Source organism: Corallococcus exercitus (genome assembly GCF_003611585.1).
GTDB classification, from domain to species: Bacteria; Myxococcota; Myxococcia; order Myxococcales; family Myxococcaceae; genus Corallococcus; species Corallococcus exercitus.
Map to the genome: position 1 here is coordinate 1 of NZ_RAVW01000185.1, position 17,838 is coordinate 17,838.

The following is a 17,838-nucleotide window of genomic DNA, read 5'->3' on the forward strand; positions in this document are numbered from 1 at the left end:
GCCCGGGCGGGTCCACGGGGCGCCCGGCGGTGAACATCCACACGTCGCCCACCACCTTGTCCTCCAGGTCCAGCGGGTCGCCGGGCTCCCAGCGGCCGGGGGCGCGGAAGTCGTCGTGCAGGTCGTAGAAGCGGGTGGCGGTGACGCCGGCTCGGCGGACCTTGCGGTTGCTGACGTGCGAAGTGGCCCCGTGCGCGACGATGCGGACGGCCGGGCGGCGGGGACGGCTGGTGCCGTGCTTCGCCTGCGGCGAGGGCTCCTCCGCGACCGACGCTCGCGAGCGCCGGGGCGAGGCGGCGGCGGGCTCGGTACCGCCGGCCGGGCTCTGCCGGTCCGGAGGGCTGCTTTCGGCAGGGCGTTGCCACAGCCGTCGCAGCGCGTTGGTGAGACGCCTGAACATCAAGCGATGTTACCCAAGCGCCCGCTGGAGGGGAGCCCCTACCGTGGGGCTTCCTCGCCCGTTCTCAAGGCAGGCCGGCAGCCGTCCGGGAGCGGCGCATGTGGGGGCATGGCGGAAGGGGCTGTTTCGGCCGTGGTCGGGCCGCGATGGGCCATGCCATGGTCCGCGCCCATGACGCCTCCGAGCCCGAAGTCCGAAGCCCCCGAGACGCCGGAAGCCGTGTTCGCCAGCCTGCTCCAGGGGCTGAAGGAGGCGGGCAGGGCGCCGGCTGGAAGGGTCGCCGCCCCGAAGACGCCCGAAGCGTTGGCGGCGGCGCTCTTCGACGTCGCGGGCAGCACGGGCGCGGCGATGTTCTCCGTCTGGGCGGCGGATGACACGGACAGCGCCGCGGACGAGGACGCAGACGAGGACTCCGAAGGCGAGGATGCGGACGATGCGCGCGGGGCAGCGGGCCGCGATGAAGCCGACGCGGCGACGGCCGGCCGCGTGATCAACGCGGGCATCACGCTGTTCTTCATCGCGAACGACACGCCGGGCACGGTGGGCCTGCTCGGCGCGGAGCGGGTGCCGGTGCGTCAGCCCATGGCCTACGCGCTGTACCCCTCACTGGGGAAGGCGCTGGCTGCGTATGCGAAGCGGGGCGCAAACCCGGTGATGCCCGACCGGGGCACGGTGTCCTTCCCGGCGGGCGCGGCGGATCCGGACATCGAGTTCCGGGTGTCGTTCCGCGAGGATGCGCTGGGCACCTGGACCACGGCGGTGGCCCGGGACCGGGAGATGCGCCAAGCGTACCCGAGCGTCTCCAGCCTCCCACTCTCCACCGACTCCGCGGCGTTCCTCACCGGCCTCTTCAACCGCCTGGACAAGGCGCTGTTCAACGGACAGCCGGTGCTGCTCACGGGCGCCTCCGGCACGGGCCGCAGCACGACCCTGCGGGCGGTGATGGACGCGCTGCCGGACAACGTTCACGCGCTGGCGGCGGTGGAGGAGCCGAAGGGCGGGCCGGGAGGCGCTGTCGGCATCGTGAAGGTGGGCCCGGAGCTGAAGCTGGCGCAGGCGCTGCGTTCGTTCCTGCGGCAGGACCCGGACCTCGTCTTCGCGGACGAGGTGCGCACGCTGGAGGACATGCAGATGCTCTGCAACGCGGCCTTCACGGGCCACGCGGCGGTCAGCGTCCTGGAAGCGAAGACCCCCGAGGAGGGCTACGCTTGGCTGACGGAAGCCATGCCGGGCCTGCCCGTCCCTGCGCTCATCGTGCACCACACGCGCGACGCGGGTGCCCTCGCGATGACGCTCCACGAGACGAAGCCCCAGGAAGAAAGCAACAAACTGCGTGTCGTCCCGTGGACGCCGCCCGGGTGAGGCGGGTTGGGATCGACGCCAAGGTGACGAACAGGCGATCGCGGAGTTCTTCGGCGCGGTCAGAATCGGGCGGTGTTGTAGGGGGGACGACGCGGCGTCATCGCGGGAGGGCCCGCACACCAACGGTCGAGCAGCCACTGGCCTAGCAGAATCACGCAACAGGACCAGGGCACGGCGAATACCGCCAGCGAACCAAAGAACATACGAGACTGCACCAGGTTCAGGGCCAGCGGGATGGGCGCGTATGCCAGGGTGAAGAACACTGGGGTGATCAGCAGCGCCTTGAAGCCGCGCCAGAAGCATTGAACAAGGCCCAGAAAAAGGCCGGTGACGGTGAAACCCAGCGCCATCCCCAAGGGGAACTGCTTGTTGAACATCAGCATGTAGACCCCCAGGAGCGGGAAGAAGTGGGGGATGCCGAAGAGCCAGATGAAGACAGCGGCAGAACTCCAGCGATGCCAGGACGGGGGCGCGGACATGAAGAAACATCATCTTACGGCCTGAAGCCTGACAACCGCGGTCCGCGGACACTGTCTGTGCGGCGCGCCAATGCGATGGTCGCCACGACATGCGCGGTTGCGAGAACACCCGCGGGGAACCGTCACTCCTTGTCCGTCCTCGGGAGCTGATCAGCGCTGCCGAATCGCGGTCAGCTGACGCATCCCCCAGCGCAATGGAACGCTGCCATCCGAGCGTCGCAGCGGCTCCACGGCCTGGAGGAAGGCGGCCTCCAGGGACGCCCGCGCCGCCGGAGACAAACGGTCCGCGTCATACGTCGTGAGCAGCGACTCCCAGACTTCACGGGGCGACCCATCGCCCTGAACGGAGAGGGACCGCACCGTGACGTCCGCGAAGCCCTTGGCGAAGAGTTCCCGCAGCCCATCAACGGAGCGGACCCGCGCGTCGCCCAGCTTCGCGGGAGGAACCGCCTCCGCGCTCAGCACGGGCTTCAAGAGCGCGGCGAACACCTCCAGCGCCTGGCCCGGCACCATGTCTCCACCCACGACGATGGACACCTGGCCGCCCGGCTTCAGCACGCGCAGCAGCTCCGCGAGCACGGTCTCCACGTCATCCATCAGCATGAGCGCCAGGTGGCTCAGCACCACGTCGACACTGGCATCCCCGAACGGAAGCGACTGCGCCCGCCCTTGAATCAGCGTCGCCGCGCCGTTCAACCGCGCCCGTGCCGCATCCAGTTCATGCGCGCTCATGTCGAGCCCGACCAGGGACATCCCGGGCTGCTTCCTTCGAGCAAGCAGCTCCAGAAGGTGCCCATCCCCACACGCCAGGTCGAGCACCGTCAGGGGCCGTGCATCTCCAGGCACCACGGCCTCCAGCAATGCATAGGTCGAAGAAGCCGTCTCGCCCGGCTGCCGCACGGAGCTCGTCGTAAACCCGCGTGAAGCTGCCTCCGCTTGCACGGGCGCGTCCGCGAACCACCGTGAAGTCACCCCCGCGAGGCGCGCATGGAAGTCGAGCAGGTAGGACTCGGAAGGGGAGGGCATGGGCACCTTTCAGCGCCGGGGCTTCTTCTGCCCCGCGTTCGTGGCCTCGGCGGTGAGGGCCAGCACGGAGTACAGGTTCATCGTGTAGACGCTGTTCTCCGGCTCCAGGTCCGAGGCCTTCTGGAAGAAGGCACTGGCGCGTTCGTAGTCGCGCTGGTGGTTCAGGAGGATCATCCCCATGCGGTTGTAGAGCGGCGCGGGCTTCGGCAGCAGCCCGATGCTGCGCTCCAGCAGGTCCAGCGCCTCCGCCAGCTTCCCCGCCTGCTCCAGCCGCACGACGCGCTGGAGCACCTCTTCCTGTGCGTCCTCTTTCCGGGGCGCTGAAGGCGGGGGCACGGCGGGAGGCTTCGCCGTCAACGCCGCCCCCAACGTCACGGCCGGCATCGGCGGTGGACGTGCTCCCGCCGGAGCCGACGCCTTCGGCTCACCGCGCCCGAACACAGGCGTACCATCCCCCGAAAACGACGTCTCCCCGGAGGCCGATGCCTTCGGCTTCTGTCCGAACACGGGCGTGCCATCCCCGGAGAACGACGCATCCACCGACGCCAGCGTGCCCACCAGCTTCGTCACGCCGCGCTCCGACAGCGACTCGAACACCGCGCGCAGCTCCAGCTCCGTCAGCTGGGTGATCATCGCCATGTCCGACAGCGCCGTGCGCCCGTCCACGAACGACAGCACGTACGCCTCGAACGGGCTCAGCGGCTGGTTCACCAGGTCCAGCCCCGCGACGATGACCGGGCGCACCGGAGGCCCCTTCTTCGCCGTGGCCTGCGCCTGGAACGACACCACCCGCGTCGCCTCCTGCTGGGGCGGACGGGGCACGCCGCGCGCTCCCGTCTGCTCGGGCTTCGTGAGCAGCGCGCGCACCAGCGACACGTTGTCCCGGGGCGGCAGGTCCTCCACGCTCCGCACGAGCAGCAGCTCACAGCGCGCGCACTGGAAGTCTCCCGGCTTGCAGGACGCACCACAGTGCGGACACACCAGGTCCTCCGGCGGATGCTCGAAGGCGTTCGCGTCCGCGTAGTAGTGCTTGCGGATGGCCGCGCGGATGGACCTTCGCACCGCCACGAACGGCAGCACCTGCGCCACGCCCACCGTCTTCGCGATCTCCTCCAGCGCCCGCTGCCGCTGCGGCTCGGAGATGGCCACGTACAGCACGTCCTGCGCCAGCCGCAGCGGCATGAAGTCGAAGCCCTCCGCCAGCCGCACCGGAACGCGCTCCAGCAGGCCCGCGTCCACCTTCGCCTGCGCCAGCTTCTCCGTGGACACGAAGCGCGTCTTCAGCTCCTGCGCCAGCAGCCGCAGCACCGGCGTCTCGTCCACGCCCAGCCGCACCAGGCACTCGCCCAGCTTCAGCCCCGTCTCCTGCTGCCGCGCGAGCGCCCGGGACAACAGCTCCGGCGTCAGCACTCCATCCAGGACCAACTGCTCCCCGAGCTTGCGCGTCATGCCCCCGATTCAAGGACGCCCGAGCCCACCCCGTCCACCGGCATCCACGCCACCTACACCGCTTTCCCCATTCTCTGTTGTGAACGTGTATGGATGACACTAAGATGGTGTCGAAGTTACACAAACATGACGCAGCAGGTGAGGGGGATGCGCGGATGTTCTTCGGGTACATGAAGTCAACGCCGACCACGTACGTGATGCAGTACCGGGACGGCGAGGTGGTCCGTGAAGGCGCGGGCCTGTCGTTCCTCTACTGGAAGCCGGCGACGACGCTGGTGGCGGTGCCGCTGTCGAGCGCGGACGTGCCGTTCGCCTTCAACGAGGTCACCCGGGACTTCCAGCCGGTGACGGTGCAGGGGCAGCTGACGTACCGGGTGGACGACCCGCGCAAGCTCGCGGGGCTCCTGGATTACTCCATCACGCCGTCGGGGCGTCACCGCTCGGATGACCCGGAGAAGCTGGCGGACCGGCTGGTGCAGGCCGCGCAGGTGCGCGCCCGCGCGGTGGTGCAGTCCCTGAGCCTGCGCGAGGTGCTGGTGCGGTCGGACATGCTGGAGGCCCGCGTGCTGGCGGCGCTGGCGGAGGCCGAGTCCGTGAAGGCGCTGGGCGTGCACGTGATGGCCTTCTCCGTGCTCTCCATCGCCCCCACACCGGAGATGGCGCGCGCCCTGGAGGCCGCCGCGCGCGAGGGGCTCCAGCGGGAAGCGGACGAGGCCATCTATGCCCGCCGCAACGCGGCCGTGGAGCAGGAGCGGCGCATCAAGGAGAGCGAGCTGGCCACGGAGCTGGTGGTGGAGGAGCGCCAGCGCCAGATTCGCGAGGCGAAGATGGCCGCGGACATCTCCGTGGAGGAGCAGCGCGCCGCCCTCATGGAGCGCTGGGTCCAGAACGAGCGCCAGTCCGCGGACGCGCGCGCGTACACCCTGGAGAAGACGCTGGAGCCGGTGCGCAACATGGACTGGAAGACGCTGCTGGCCACGTCCGCCAACGGCGGCGACCCGGCGCTGAACATCGCCCTGGCCTTCCGCGAGATGGGCGAGAACGCGGAGCGCATCGGCGAGCTCAACGTGTCGCCGGACCTGCTGCGCTCGCTGCTGCCCGCGGACTCGAAGCAGACCCGGCCGCACAAGCCCGGCCGCGCGGACGTCCAACCCTTCGACCCCCGCGACCGCTGAAGGCCCGCCATGAATGCCCCGTTCGAGAAGGTGGTGCTCGTCACGCGCAAGACGCGGCTGGCGGACCTGGTGGTGCGCTTCAATACGAAGAAGCAGGCGAAGTTCTACGTGGAGCGCGCCGGCCAGGACTTCAACGGGTTCGAGGCGGAGGACGACACCTACCGCCGCGCGGTGGACGGCCTGCGCTCGCGGCTGGACGTGGGGCTGCCGGTGCAGCAGGTGGACCGCTCGCTCGTGCCCACCTTCCTCTTCACCGGCAAGGAGGTTGTCGTGGCGGTGGGGCAGGACGGCCTCGTCGCCAACGTGGCCAAGTACGTGGGCAGCCAGCCGCTCGTGGGCGTGAACCCGGACCCCGCGCGCTTCGACGGTGTGCTCCTGCCCTTCCTCCCGCGCGACGCCCGGAGCGCGGTGCTGAAGACGCTGGAGGGCCGCGCCAACGTGCGCCAGGTGCAACTGGCGGAGGCGCGGCTCCAGGACGGCCAGCGGCTGCTCGCCTTCAACGACCTGTTCATCGGCGCGCGCACGCACGTGTCCGCCCGCTACGAGGTCCGCTACGGCGGCCGCGAGGAGTCGCAGTCCTCCAGCGGCGTGCTCGTGTCCACCGGCGCGGGCTCCAGCGGGTGGCTGTCGTCCGTGTTCGCGCTCGCGCGGGGCCTTACCCAATGCACGGGCGGCACGCCGGGGAAGCCCTGGAAGCTCGGCTGGGAGGACGCGCGGCTCGCCTTCGTCGTGCGCGAGCCCTTCGTCAGCCGCCACTCGGGCGCGGACATCGTCGGCGGCTTCGTCACCGCTCAGGAGGAGCTGGTGCTGGAGTCCCGCATGCCCCAGGGCGGCGTCATCTTCAGCGACGGCATGGAGGAGGACTTCCTCACCTTCGGCGCTGGCGCCACCGCGCGCATCCGGCCGGCCGAGCAGAGGGCACGCCTGGTCGTCCACTGAGACACCGCACCCGATGCGACAGGTCCCAGGAATCCGGGACGCCCCGAGTACCCTCGGACCTCGCGCGGCCTCCCGGGATTTCCGGGTGATACGGCCGCTTCCGCACGATGGCCCGCCCGCCTTCCTACCCACCGAGCGGGGAGCGCGGACTCGCACCGGAGGGCACGCATCGCGCGGGGGCGCCGTGCATCTCTACAGCGTGGGGAGACCGCGCCCGGCTCCCCGTCCGGCAGACGACACCGTGTCCCTTCCCCGGACCTGAAATTCCAGGCATGGTGGGCGCAGTCGCCTTACCTTCGAAGCGTAGTCGTTGGGGAAGCAGTCCCAGGTGCAGGCGGAAAACTTCGCAGGAGTTGCGTCCGGTCGTTGATGGGCGTAGGACGCAAAACTCCCGGGAAGTTGCTCAGGGGTGATCAATGGTCGGCCTCGTCATCGCATCGCACGGTCGTCTCGCGGATGAGCTTGTCTCCACCGCTGAACAGATCGTGGGCAAGCTGCCCGCCGTGGCCACCTGCAACATCGAGCCGGGGGCTCCCGTCGAGGACCTCCGCGCCAAGATGAAGCTCGCGGTCAAGGCCGTGGACGAAGGGGACGGCGTCATCATCATGGCCGACCTCTTCGGAGGTACCCCCTGCAAGGAATCGCTGATGATGTGTCAGCGGATGAATCTGGAAGTGCTGGCCGGCGTCAATCTGCCCATGCTGCTGAAGGCCAACTCGCTCCGTTCGGAGCAGATGGCCCTGTCGGACATGGCCAACCAGCTGGCGTCGTACGGCCAGCGCAACATCACCTGTGCATCCGCCCTGCTTCGCGAGGCCCAGCAGCAGCCGCGAACTTGACGGACCCGTACGGGTCGGCGATTCGAGACTGCCGTGATCACCCTGGTCCGCGTCGACAACCGCCTCATCCATGGTCAGGTCGTCGAAGCCTGGCTCCCCCACCTCAAGGTGTCCCGTGTGGTGGTGGCGGACGATGAGGCGGCCTCCAGTCCCCTTATCCGTGCCGCCATGGCGCTCGCCGTGCAGAGCGCCATCGAGGTGCAGATCCTTCCCCTCGCCCAGGTGGACTTCACCGCCCTGTCCAAGGACGGCGTGCGCACCCTGGTGCTCTTGAGGGACGTGGCCTCCGTGCCGTTCGCCTTCCAGCACGGGCTGGTGATGGACCAGCTCAACCTGGGCAACGTGCACTTCGGCACCGGCCGGCGGCAGGTGTCGCCGTCCGTCTTCCTGGCGGAGGGCGAGCTGCAGGCCCTCCAGCAGCTGTCCGCGCAGGGCGTGCGCGTGGAAGCGCGCGCCGTGCCCGCGGAGAAGTCCGTGGACCTGCCGGACCTGACCGAGCGCTGGTCGAAGGCCGGGTGAGCCGGTGAACGTCGGCTGGACCCAGGTGGCGCTCGCGTGTCTCTGGGGGGGCCTGGTGGCCGTGGAGCGCAAGGCGTTCCTGCAGGCCATGCTGTCCCGGCCCCTGGTGGCCGCCACGTTCATGGGCGCCCTCTTGGGTGACGTGGGCGGGGGCCTGTCCGTCGGCATGCTGCTGGAGCTGTTCTACCTGGGCACCGCCAACCTGGGCGCCTCCCTGCCGGAGAACGACACCGTCGCGGCCACCGGCACCGCCGCCGCCGCCGCCACCCTCACCGCCGCCACCGGCGCGGGCTCCACGCCGGCCATCTGGTCGCTGGCCGTGCTGCTGTTCATCGGCCTGGGGCGGGTGGGGCGCCGGTTGGACCGGCTGCTGGAGGGCTACTCCGCCCGGCTCGCGCGCGTGGCGCTGGCGTCCGCGGAGGCGGGCAACCTCACGCGCGCCATGCGGCAGAACCTGTGGGGCATGTGGCCGCACTTCGCGTGCTACGGCGCCATCACCGGCGCGTGCGCGCTGGCCGGCTACTTCCTGGAGCCGGTGATGGTGGCGCTGCCGCACCCGCTGGTGCGGGGGCTCGCCTGGGCGTACCCGGCCATGGCGTCCGTGGCGGCGGCCATCGCCGCGCAGTCCAGCCACGCGAAGCGCGCGCCCCTGTACGCGGGGCTCGCCGCGGCGGCCGTCACCGCGGCGGTGGTGCTGGTGCGGCTGCAGGAGCAGCGGCCATGAGCGTGCAGCCGACGCCCGCTCCCGCCTTCACGCCGCCCGCGCGGCTGTCGCGGGGCACGGTGCTGCGCGTCTTCCTGCGCTCGCTCTTCCTCCAGGCGTCGTGGAACCCCAAGGGCATGCAGAACCTGGGGCTCGCGTACGCCGTGTACCCCGCGCTGGAGCGGCTGTACCCGCCGGGCCCGCAGCGCGAGGCGGCGGTGCGCCGTCACCTGGTCTTCTTCAACACGCACCCGTACGTGGCCGCTGCCATCGTGGGCGGCGTGGTGAACCACGAGCAGAAGATTGCCCGGGGAGAGGAGACGCCGGACCGGGTGGTGGGCTTCAAGGCGGCGCTGATGGGGCCGCTCGCGGCGCTGGGGGACGGGTTCTTCTGGCTGTCGCTCAAGCCCGCGGTGGGCGGCCTGTGCGCGGCGATGGTGCCCCTGCTGGGCGTCTGGGCGGTGGTGCTCTTCCTGGTGCTCTACAACCTGGTGCACCTGCTGTTGCGCATCCGGCTGTACTGGCTGGGCCTGAGCCTGGGAGACCGGCTGGTGGAGGCCGTGGCGCGGGTGAACCTTCCCGCCAAGGGCGCGCGGTTGAGGGGCGTGGCGGCGGCGAGCGCGGGCGGGCTGGCCGCGTGGCTGGCGGTGAGCTTCGGGACGACGGCGGGCGGCACCTGGGCGCCGTTCCTGGCGGTGGGGTGCCTGGCGGTGGGCGTGTTGGCGTACGTGCTCGTCAACCGGCGCGTCCCCACCTACGTGGTCCTCTACGTCGCGGCGGGATTGGCCTGCGCGGCGGGCGCCTTTCTGTGAGTACGAACACCTTCGAGAGGTAGGAGTCGCACGATGGCCAGTGAAGCCGAGGGAACCTTCGAGATCATCAACGCGCTGGGGCTGCACGCCCGGGCCGCGGCGCAGATGGTCAAGGTGGCCAACCGCTTCAAGAGCGAGGTCTCCATCCAGGCCTCCGGGCAGCGCGCCAACGCCAAGTCCATCATGGGCGTGCTGATGCTCGCGGCGGCCCAGGGCACGAAGGTGAAGCTCACCTGCAAGGGTGAGGACGCCGAGGCCTGCCTGTCCGAATTGAAAAAGCTCATCGAGGACCGGTTTGGCGAAGCGCAGTGAGCGTCGAAAGGGGAGGTAGACTCCCCTAAGAGGTCAGGAAAACCGTGAGCAGCCAGGCCACCCCTACACTCAGGCTGACGGGCATCGGCGCCTCCCCGGGCGTGGCGGTGGGCCACGCCTTCATCCTGGACCGGAAGCGCATCCGCACGCCCAAGCTGCGCCTGGCGGACGCGGAGGTGGAACCCGAGCGGATGCGGATGAAGACCGCCATCGACCTGTCCGACCGCCAGCTCGCGGAGCTGAAGGACCAGATCACCCGCACGGAGGGCAGCGACCACGCCCTCATCCTGGAGGCGCACCGGCTGATGCTCCACGACCCCATGCTCGTGGACGAGGTGAACCGCCTCATCGTGGAGGACCGCATCAACGCGGAGTGGGCGGTGCGCCGCACGGCCCGGAAGATCAAGCACCTCTTCGACAACATCCCGGACGAGTACTTCCGCGAGCGCCGCTCGGACGTGGACTACGTCGCGGACCGCATCATCCGCAACCTGATGGGCCAGGTGGTGGACGAGGACGTGGAGGTGCCGGCGGAGGCCATTGTCGTCGCGCATGACCTGCCGCCCGCGGACGCCGCGATGATGGCTCGCAGCGGCCGCGTGGCGGGCTTCGTCACCGACCTGGGCGGACAGACCAGCCACACCGCCATCGTCGCCCGCGCGCGGGAGACGCCCGCGGTGGTGGGCGCGGGGCGCGCGAGCGAGCAGATTTCGCCGGGCGACCTGGTGGCCATGGACGGCACGCGCGGCGTGGTGCTGGTGAACCCCACGGAGGACCAGCTGGCGCTCTTCCGGGAGGAGCAGCGCCGCTACCTGGAGAGCGAGCAGCTGGCGCTGGCCACGAAGGACCAGCCCGCGGTGAGCACGGACGGCTTCCGCATCCGGCTCAACGGCAACATGGAGTTCCTGGAGGAGATCCCCTCGCTGCTGGCGCACGGCGCGGAGGGCATCGGCCTGTACCGCACGGAGTTCATGTTCCTGGACCGCAAGACGGCGCCCACGGAGGAGGAGCACTACCGCGCCTACAAGCAGGTGCTGGAGGCCATGGGCGGCCGGCCCGTCACCATCCGCACGCTGGACCTGGGCGGCGACAAGGTACCGGGCAAGACGAAGCACGAGAAGGAACCCAACCCGGCCATGGGCCTGCGGGCCATCCGCTACTGCCTGTCCAACCGGGAGCTGTTCCGCGTCCAGCTGCGCGCGCTCCTGCGCGCGAGCGTGCACGGCAACCTGCGCCTGATGTTCCCGCTCATCTGCGGCGTCAGTGAGCTGCGCGAGGCGCGCAGTGAGCTGGAGGCGTGCCGCACGGCGCTGGGACGCGCGGGGGTGCCGGTGGGCAAGCGCTTCCCGGTGGGCATCATGGTGGAGACGCCCAGCGCGGCGACCATCGCGGACCGGCTGGCGCAGGAGGCGGACTTCTTCTCCATCGGGACGAACGACCTCATCCAGTACTCGCTCGCCATCGACCGCCAGAACCGGGAGGTCGCGTACCTCTACCGGCCGCTGCACCTGTCGGTGCTGCGCATGCTCCAGGGCATCGTGGACGCGGCGAAGAGCGCCAACATCCCCGTCTCCATGTGCGGCGAGATGGCGGGCGATCCGCTCTTCACCCTGGTGCTGCTGGCGCTGGGCTTCGACGAGCTGTCCATGACGTCCGGGCAGATTCCGGTGGTGAAGCGCCTGATGCGCCGGGTGAGCCGGAGTGAAGCGGTGGAGATGCTCCAGGGCGCGATGGAGCTGACCACCGCGGAGGAGATCGAGCGCTTCGTGCGCACGGAGATGGACCGGCGCTTCAGCGGCCAGGAGGGCTCGCTGCTGTCGCCGGCGCACGACCCGGAACCGGAGCCCGTGTAGGCCCTGCTCCCCCCGGCTGAATGCGGCGGGAGGGGGTCGCCGTTTCCAGGCTGAGTGCACACTTTGGCCGGACACGGATGCAGGAGGCAGCAGCGTGTTCAAGCCAACGGACATTCAGCGGGGCATGACGGTGCGGGACCGGGACGGCGAAGCGCTCGGCGGCATCGTCGCGGTAGACCCGCGCGGCTTCACCATCGGCAAGGGGCGCATCTTCGAACGGGAGTACCCCGTGCGCTTCTCCGACGTCGCGGACCTGGACGGGGATGACGTCTACCTGCGCCGGGACCTGGCCAGCCTCCCGGGCGCCATGCTGGCCGAGGGCGCGCTGGACCTGGACGACGACAAATGCCACCCGGACGCGGCGCACCGGCCGGTGGCCTACACGCACGACCTGACGGGCGCGCTGGTGCCCCTGGAGTAGAGGCCTGGGGGCCCACCCGCGGGCGTCCGCACGCCCGCCGCGCTTCAATCGGGACGGGACTCCTCCTCACCTGAGGGGGGCCCGTCCTCGTCGTTTCCGCCGCCGGAGCGCTGGCTGCGGTGTCCGCCGTGGCGTTCCTCGTCGGGCGTCAGCAGGCGGGAGACGGGGCGCAGCACCACCAGGGACAGCAGGGCCAGGGCCACGGTAGCGCTGGCGGCCAGGTAGAGGCCCAGCCCGCAGGCCAGGCCCGCCGCCGCCGTCACCCAGAGGTTGGCCGCGGTGGTGAGCCCCTTCACGGAGCCCCCGTGGCGCAGGATGACGCCCGCGCCCAGGAAGCCGATGCCCACGACAATCTGGCTGGCGATGCGGCTGATGTCCGTCTGCGTGCCGCTGGGGTTCGCGCCCGCCCGGAGCAACTCCTCCGTGTACACGCTGGAGAGCGTGAAGCAGCACGCCCCCAGCGCCACCAGCGTGTGCGTGCGCAGCCCCGCGGCCTGGTTGCGCGCCTCGCGCTCCACGCCCAGCACGCCGCCCAGGAACGTGGCCAGCACCAGGCGCCCGATGATGACTTGAGGATCCACTTGGGGCGCGACGCTACTCGCCCAGGTCGATCTTCTCGTCCTTGTCCGCCTCGTTCAGTTCGGGATTGGGCAGCGTGTCCAGCGTGGCCACCAGCAGCTTGTACGAAGGCACCACGTAGGGCTCCACGTCCGGGCCCAGCTCCTTCACGTACTGCTCCTTGCGCTCCACGTACTTCTTGTCCTCGGAGTCCCAGCTGCCGCCCGCCTCCGCGGCCCACACTTCCTGGCCGTCCCGGCAGCGCAACAGCTGCGCCTTCAGCGCCACCTCCGCGCCGTCACCCACGCGCTTCACCGTCGGGTCCAGCCAGAGCACGCCCTCGATGCCCTCCACGCACTGGTCCTTGAAGGTCGGGTCCGTGGGGCGCTCGGGCAGGGACGTGTTGGCCTTCACCAGGTAGTCCCGGTTCTGGTTCAGCCACTGCCGGGCGATGAGGCTCCACAGGTCGCCGATGTACTGCTGTCCCTGGGGGAACGGCTGCGTCACCACCGCCAGCCGCTTCACCTGCTGCCGGTCCACCGTCGCGTAGTCGTCGCGCAGCCGCTGGCTCTTCACCGTGCTCGCGCAGCCCGTGAGCACCATCAGGCCCAGCACCGCGCCCACCCGCTTGAACGTCCCCATGGCTTGAAGCTCCCGAAGAAAAAGAGCGGCCCCGCGCTTCCCTTGGGGGAAGGCGGGGCCGTGAGGTCCGGCGCGGATACTAAGCGCTTCTTTCGCGTTGTCAGGCGGCGCGTGTGGAGGACGAATCACCGCCCGGGGCGGAACCGCCCTCTTGCGAACGTCCCGCGTCCTTCTGCCGCTTGTCGTGCATGAGCTGCATCACCGCCGCCAGCACCGTGAAGGACACCAGCAGCGTGGTGATGAGGCCGATGCAGGCCACGAGGCCCATGGAGCGCAGGCCGTTGTGGCTGGCCACCAGCAGCGCCGCGAAGCCCGCCACCGCCGTCAGCGTGGAGGACGCCACTGCCGCGCCCACGCTGCGCAGCGCCACCAGCGGGGACGTGCCCTCCAGGAAGCGGTGCAGGAGGTAGAGGCCGTGGCTCACGCCGAAGCCCAGGAGGATGGGCAGGATGATGATGTTCATGAAGTTCAGGCGCAGGTCGAACAGCGCCATGAAGCCCATCATCATCGCCAGGCCCACCGTCAGCGGAATCACGGACGCCAGCGCCAGCTTCGCGTTGCGGAAGTCCGCGAAGTGCATCACCAGGATCCACAGCGCGGTGAGGATGACCGTGAGCTTCGCGTCCTTGAGCACCATGCGCGCCAGCGACGCGTACAGCTGCGTGGCGCCCGCGGCGCGGAACTCCTTCTCCACCGGCGCGCCCGTGGGCCCGCCCGGCGTGAACTTGCCCGGCGTCACCATGCCCTTGATGGAGCTGGTCTGGTCCGCGAACTGGAGCATCTGCTTGCCGTCCCACAGGTCCACACTCGGGTAGATGAACGTGAGGTAGCCGTGGTTCTCCGGGCTGGTGGTGGGCAGGTGGCGGAACTGCGAGGCGTAGATTTCCGGCACGTGGTGCACGTCGAAGGGCCGGGCCTCCAGCATCTTGAAGAACAGGGCCGCCTTCTCCTGCGTCTCCGGCGGCAGCGCCTTCACGTCGATGTCCTTCAGCTCCTCCTGCCACTCCTCCAGAATCTTGGCGTTCGCCTGGGCAATGCCCTCCGGCGGCACGAAGGTGAAGAGGCTCATCACCTGGGAGATGGCGGGGCGCTTCTTCGGGTCGGTCGTCAGCTCCTTGTAGAGGGCCTCCGTCTCCGCCAGGTCCTTGGTGTAGACGGCGAGCGGGTCGCTGGCGATCTTGAAGCGCGCGTTGATTTCATCCTGCAGCACCACGGACGGCTGGTTCGCCGGCATCAGCGCGCGGGTGTTGTAGTTGAAGCGCACGCCGTACGGCAGCCGCGCGAAGAAGCCCGCGTCCGCCGGGGGCTCGCCGCTCTTCCACGGGATGGCCGCGCCGCACACCACCGCGACGATGACGCAGCCCACCGCCAGCACCAGGCCGGGACGCGGGATGCGCAGCTCCTTGCCGGACGCGCTGGTCGCGGGCGGCGGCTTCATCACGCCGATGAGCTTCTGCGGCAGCTCCGGGTTCTTGCGGCCGGCCAGCGCCAGCAGCGCGGGGCACCAGGAGAACAGCGTGAAGCCCAGCATCAGCGTGCCGGTGCCGGCCAGGAAGCCGAACTGGGAGAAGCCTTTGAACTCGCTCACCATCAGCACGTAGAACGAACCGGCCACCACCACCGCGGACACCAGCGCCGGGCGGCCCGCGTTGATGACCGCGTCGCGGATGGCCACGTCGTAGCGCTTGCCCGCGCCCAGCTCCAGGCGCGTGCGGAAGATGAAGTGGATGCCGTAGTCGATGCCGAACCCCATCAGGATGCCGCCCAGGATGGAGGTGATCATGTTGAGCTCACCCAGCGTCGCGTAGGTGAAGCCCAGCGTGTACAGCGTGCCCGCCACCGTGCCGCTCACCACGATGAGCGTGGGCGCCCACTTGCGGAAGAACGCGATGGTGATGGCGAAGATGGCGACGAGCGCGATGATGGTGACCGGCTGGAGCGAGTCCTCGATGGCGTACGAGTCGTCCACCGCCGTCTTGTAGGAGCCCGTGAAGCCGTAGGCGACCGTCTTCTTGTCGCCCATCTTGTAGTAGTCCTCCACCAGCTGCACGCCCGCGGCGTTGCTCTTGGAGTACTCGGCCAGGTCCCCGCGCAGCTTGTCCACGTACTGCTTCGTCTGGCCAATCTGGTTGGTGTCCCACATCGGCTTGATGAGGAGCAGCAGCAGCTTGCGGTCCTGGGAGATGTAGTAGTCGTCCGCGATGCTCTTGTTGCCAACGCTGGAGTACTTGTCGACCAGGTCCTGCAGGTCCAGCTTCACCGGCTCCGTCTTCTTGATTTCAATGTAGAAGGGGTTCGCGCGGCGGATCTGATCCTTGAGGAACGCCATGATGCGGCGCTTGCCCTCGGCCAGGTCCTCCGTCTTCACGAACAGCACCATGTTGTTCTGAACGAACTCGACGGGGATCTTGTAGGTCAGGGAGCGCGCGTGCTCCTTGTCCTTGCCCACCATCACGGCCAGGTCGTCCGCCACCTTCTTGAGCGTGGCCTCGTCATCGCCGCGCAGCGCGACCATGAAGAAGCCGCTGCCGCCCACCATGTCGATGACCCGCTTGACGTCCTTCACCTCCTGCAGGTCCTGGGAGATGAGGTCCAGCTGGTTGGAGTTGATGGTCAGCTTCGACGTGCCCCACACCGCCACGCCGAGCAGCAGCAGGAGCACGGTCATGACGGTGCCGGGGCGCCGGACCAGCATCTCCGCGTAGGCGAGGGCGAGACGGGGCGGGGGATGGGACGAGGGATTGCCGCTCATGGGCGCGGGACCCTATCGCCGAACGTCCCCGCCCGGAAGCAAAGCCAGGGATGCCTGAACGCCCTACCTCCGCGCGAGACAGGGCTTCCCACCCCCCGGGAATAACGCCTGCCGCGTCAGCTCCCCGGAGGCCCGGCCAGGGGGGCGACCTGTGCCTCCGTCTCCAGGGGCACGGGCTCGTCCCGGGGCGGGACGAGGAAGGGGATGGGATTGCGCAGGAAGCGCAGGGCCACGGCCCCCAAGAAGCGCAGGCCCTCGAGCACCGGGACGTCGCGGGCGCGCAGGGCCACGCCCAGGGCCAGCGCGAAGGACACGCCGAAGTTGACGACACCGACCACCAGCACGCCCGCCACGGCCGCCAGGAAGCCCGGCTCCATCACGGCGGAGGGGCCCAGCGCGCACCCGGCGAAGGCCAGCGCGCCGAAGGAGAAGGTGACGTGGCGCACGTCCAGCGGGAGGCCGAAGAAGCCGCCCACTCCCGGCATCACCGCCAGCAGCACGCCCAGGGTGACGCCGCCGCCCACGCCCGCCGCGTGGTGCATCAGCGCGTCCGCCACCTTGCGCGCGCCGGTCACGCCCATGAGCGCGCGCAGCACGCGGTGGTGGGCGAGCGCCTCCGGCAGGCGGCGGTAGACGATGAAGTTCTCGAACCAGCCGGCGGCCACGCTGGAGGCCCAGAGCAGCACGCCGGTCAGGGCGGCGTAGAGGAGCGTCGCGCTCTTCCAGGGGTGGAGCGTCTCCACCACGTGCTGCGCCTGCTGCGCGGTCAGGTACGCGTGGCCCTTGAGGAACTGGAAGCCCAGTCCCAGCGCCACCGCGACGGGCAGGACGCAGCCCAGGTTGCCCAGGATGGCCGCCAGCTGCGAGCGGGTGACGCGCGGCACCAGCGCCGCCAGGCGCTCCATGCGCCGGGTGCCGCCGTCCAGGCCCGCGTCCTCGCCCACCGCGGCCGCCAGCGTGGAGGCCGTCATGGAGGGCTGCTTGGTGGCCAGCGTGAGGCCCAGCATCTGCATCACCACGAAGCCGCCCGCGTAGTTGAGCGCGACGAAGAGGCCCGCGAAGAAGGGGGCCAGCGGCAACGCGGTGAGGAAGAACTTCAGCGCCACGGCGAACGCGGTGACGAAGCCGCCGCCCGCCGCCGAGTGCACCATGTGGTGGAACTCGCCCTGCGTGGACGTGATGTAGTGCTCGCCCGTGTTGCCGGTGCGCTCGATGATTTTACGGGCCATCAACCGCGCGTTGCGCTTGACCAGCGCGCGCACGGAGCGGTCCGCGTGCGCGTGCTCCAGCAGGTCCGACAGCAGCGCCAGCGCCTCGCGCCACCGGGGCTCGCCGCGGGGCGCGGCCAGCACCCGGGCGATGGCCTCCATCCGGTCCAGGCCGTGCCGGATGCGCTCCAGCCGGTACACCAGGTCCACGCTGACGCCGGACTCCTCCAGGTGACGCGTGACGGTGCGCACCACGCCCCGGCAGTCCTCCACCACGCGGGCCAGGTCCGCCAGCGCCTCCTGGGCCCCGTCGCGCGCCAGCACCGCGTCACACACCAGCCGCAGCCGCAGGAAGGGGGACGCGCGGAAGGACAGGTCCGGGGTGCGGT

17 protein-coding genes and 1 pseudogene are annotated in these 17,838 nt (G+C 70.0%); 10 read left to right on the plus strand and 8 right to left on the minus strand.

The window, feature by feature from the left end:
- A pseudogene (locus D7W79_RS22295) lies at positions 1–400 on the minus strand (imm11 family protein); the annotation flags it as partial.
- A gap of 171 nt (positions 401–571) precedes the next feature.
- Between D7W79_RS22295 and D7W79_RS22300 the strand changes: the two are divergent.
- Positions 572–1,762, plus strand: a complete 1,191-nt coding sequence (locus D7W79_RS22300) for an ATPase, T2SS/T4P/T4SS family (protein ID WP_120527407.1) — start codon at positions 572–574, stop codon at positions 1,760–1,762.
- A gap of 59 nt (positions 1,763–1,821) precedes the next feature.
- Here the strand turns inward: D7W79_RS22300 and D7W79_RS22305 are convergent, their stop codons facing one another.
- The 3 genes from D7W79_RS22305 to D7W79_RS22315 all read right to left on the minus strand — a co-directional run bounded on the left by D7W79_RS22305 (position 1,822) and on the right by D7W79_RS22315 (position 4,716).
- Positions 1,822–2,241, minus strand: coding sequence for a hypothetical protein (locus D7W79_RS22305; RefSeq protein WP_120527408.1), 420 nt, complete (start codon positions 2,239–2,241; stop codon positions 1,822–1,824).
- A 150-nt stretch (positions 2,242–2,391) separates the two neighbouring features.
- Positions 2,392–3,267, minus strand: a complete 876-nt coding sequence (locus tag D7W79_RS22310) for a methyltransferase domain-containing protein (protein WP_120527409.1) — start codon at positions 3,265–3,267, stop codon at positions 2,392–2,394.
- A gap of 9 nt (positions 3,268–3,276) precedes the next feature.
- A complete protein-coding gene (locus D7W79_RS22315) occupies positions 3,277–4,716 on the minus strand; it encodes a GspE/PulE/PilB domain-containing protein (protein WP_120527410.1) in 1,440 nt (479 codons plus the stop codon).
- A gap of 155 nt (positions 4,717–4,871) precedes the next feature.
- Here D7W79_RS22315 and D7W79_RS22320 point away from each other — a divergent pair, with 155 nt between their 5' ends.
- The 9 genes from D7W79_RS22320 to D7W79_RS22360 all read left to right on the plus strand — a co-directional run bounded on the left by D7W79_RS22320 (position 4,872) and on the right by D7W79_RS22360 (position 12,289).
- Positions 4,872–5,891 (plus strand): SPFH domain-containing protein, encoded by a 1,020-nt coding sequence (locus tag D7W79_RS22320; protein WP_120527411.1) that lies wholly within the window; start codon positions 4,872–4,874, stop codon positions 5,889–5,891.
- A 9-nt stretch (positions 5,892–5,900) separates the two neighbouring features.
- Entirely contained in the window at positions 5,901–6,830 is a 930-nt protein-coding gene (locus D7W79_RS22325) for a diacylglycerol kinase catalytic domain-containing protein (protein ID WP_120527412.1), read from the plus strand.
- A 416-nt stretch (positions 6,831–7,246) separates the two neighbouring features.
- Positions 7,247–7,669 carry a PTS sugar transporter subunit IIA gene (locus D7W79_RS22330; protein ID WP_120527413.1) on the plus strand — a complete coding sequence of 141 codons (423 nt, stop codon included), beginning with the start codon at positions 7,247–7,249 and terminating at the stop codon, positions 7,667–7,669.
- Between the two features lie 33 nt (positions 7,670–7,702).
- The gene (locus tag D7W79_RS22335) at positions 7,703–8,188 is read left to right on the plus strand and encodes a PTS sugar transporter subunit IIB (protein ID WP_120527414.1); all 486 of its coding nucleotides are present in this window, start codon (positions 7,703–7,705) and stop codon (positions 8,186–8,188) included.
- A 4-nt stretch (positions 8,189–8,192) separates the two neighbouring features.
- Positions 8,193–8,912: a PTS sugar transporter subunit IIC gene (locus tag D7W79_RS22340; RefSeq protein WP_120527415.1), complete on the plus strand. Its 720-nt coding sequence runs from the start codon at positions 8,193–8,195 to the stop codon at positions 8,910–8,912.
- Positions 8,909–9,703: a PTS system mannose/fructose/sorbose family transporter subunit IID gene (locus D7W79_RS22345; RefSeq protein ID WP_120527416.1), complete on the plus strand. Its 795-nt coding sequence runs from the start codon at positions 8,909–8,911 to the stop codon at positions 9,701–9,703. Before D7W79_RS22340 ends, D7W79_RS22345 begins: the two co-directional genes overlap by 4 nt.
- A 33-nt stretch (positions 9,704–9,736) precedes the next feature.
- Positions 9,737–10,015, plus strand: coding sequence for an HPr family phosphocarrier protein (locus tag D7W79_RS22350; RefSeq protein WP_014399907.1), 279 nt, complete (start codon positions 9,737–9,739; stop codon positions 10,013–10,015).
- Positions 10,016–10,059: 44 nt separating this feature from the next.
- Positions 10,060–11,868, plus strand: a complete 1,809-nt coding sequence (gene ptsP, locus D7W79_RS22355; protein WP_120527417.1) for a phosphoenolpyruvate--protein phosphotransferase — start codon at positions 10,060–10,062, stop codon at positions 11,866–11,868.
- Positions 11,869–11,962: 94 nt separating this feature from the next.
- On the plus strand, positions 11,963–12,289 hold the full coding sequence (locus tag D7W79_RS22360) for a hypothetical protein (RefSeq protein WP_120527418.1): 327 nt from the start codon (positions 11,963–11,965) through the stop codon (positions 12,287–12,289).
- Positions 12,290–12,333: 44 nt separating this feature from the next.
- Here D7W79_RS22360 and D7W79_RS22365 read toward each other — a convergent pair whose 3' ends face one another.
- From D7W79_RS22365 to D7W79_RS22380, 4 genes are all read right to left on the minus strand, one after another.
- A complete protein-coding gene (locus D7W79_RS22365) occupies positions 12,334–12,870 on the minus strand; it encodes an MgtC/SapB family protein (protein ID WP_120527419.1) in 537 nt (178 codons plus the stop codon).
- Between the two features lie 13 nt (positions 12,871–12,883).
- Positions 12,884–13,489, minus strand: a complete 606-nt coding sequence (locus D7W79_RS22370; RefSeq protein WP_120527420.1) for an MXAN_6521/LA_1396 family lipoprotein — start codon at positions 13,487–13,489, stop codon at positions 12,884–12,886.
- A gap of 100 nt (positions 13,490–13,589) precedes the next feature.
- Positions 13,590–16,241, minus strand: coding sequence for an efflux RND transporter permease subunit (locus D7W79_RS22375; RefSeq protein ID WP_120527421.1), 2,652 nt, complete (start codon positions 16,239–16,241; stop codon positions 13,590–13,592).
- 116 nt (positions 16,242–16,357) lie between these two features.
- A partial coding sequence (locus tag D7W79_RS22380) for a transporter-like protein (RefSeq protein WP_120527422.1) occupies positions 16,358–17,838 on the minus strand: 1,481 nt, incomplete at its 5' end.

Coding starts and splice junctions, on each gene's coding strand:
- D7W79_RS22300 (WP_120527407.1), top strand. CDS start 572: ATGACGCCTCCGAGCCCGAAGTCCGAAGCCCCCGAGACGCCGGAAGCC.
- D7W79_RS22305 (WP_120527408.1), bottom strand. CDS start 2,241: ATGTCCGCGCCCCCGTCCTGGCATCGCTGGAGTTCTGCCGCTGTCTTC.
- D7W79_RS22310 (WP_120527409.1), bottom strand. CDS start 3,267: ATGCCCTCCCCTTCCGAGTCCTACCTGCTCGACTTCCATGCGCGCCTC.
- D7W79_RS22315 (WP_120527410.1), bottom strand. CDS start 4,716: ATGACGCGCAAGCTCGGGGAGCAGTTGGTCCTGGATGGAGTGCTGACG.
- D7W79_RS22320 (WP_120527411.1), top strand. CDS start 4,872: ATGTTCTTCGGGTACATGAAGTCAACGCCGACCACGTACGTGATGCAG.
- D7W79_RS22325 (WP_120527412.1), top strand. CDS start 5,901: ATGAATGCCCCGTTCGAGAAGGTGGTGCTCGTCACGCGCAAGACGCGG.
- D7W79_RS22330 (WP_120527413.1), top strand. CDS start 7,247: ATGGTCGGCCTCGTCATCGCATCGCACGGTCGTCTCGCGGATGAGCTT.
- D7W79_RS22345 (WP_120527416.1), top strand. CDS start 8,909: ATGAGCGTGCAGCCGACGCCCGCTCCCGCCTTCACGCCGCCCGCGCGG.
- D7W79_RS22350 (WP_014399907.1), top strand. CDS start 9,737: ATGGCCAGTGAAGCCGAGGGAACCTTCGAGATCATCAACGCGCTGGGG.
- D7W79_RS22370 (WP_120527420.1), bottom strand. CDS start 13,489: ATGGGGACGTTCAAGCGGGTGGGCGCGGTGCTGGGCCTGATGGTGCTC.
- D7W79_RS22375 (WP_120527421.1), bottom strand. CDS start 16,241: ATGAGCGGCAATCCCTCGTCCCATCCCCCGCCCCGTCTCGCCCTCGCC.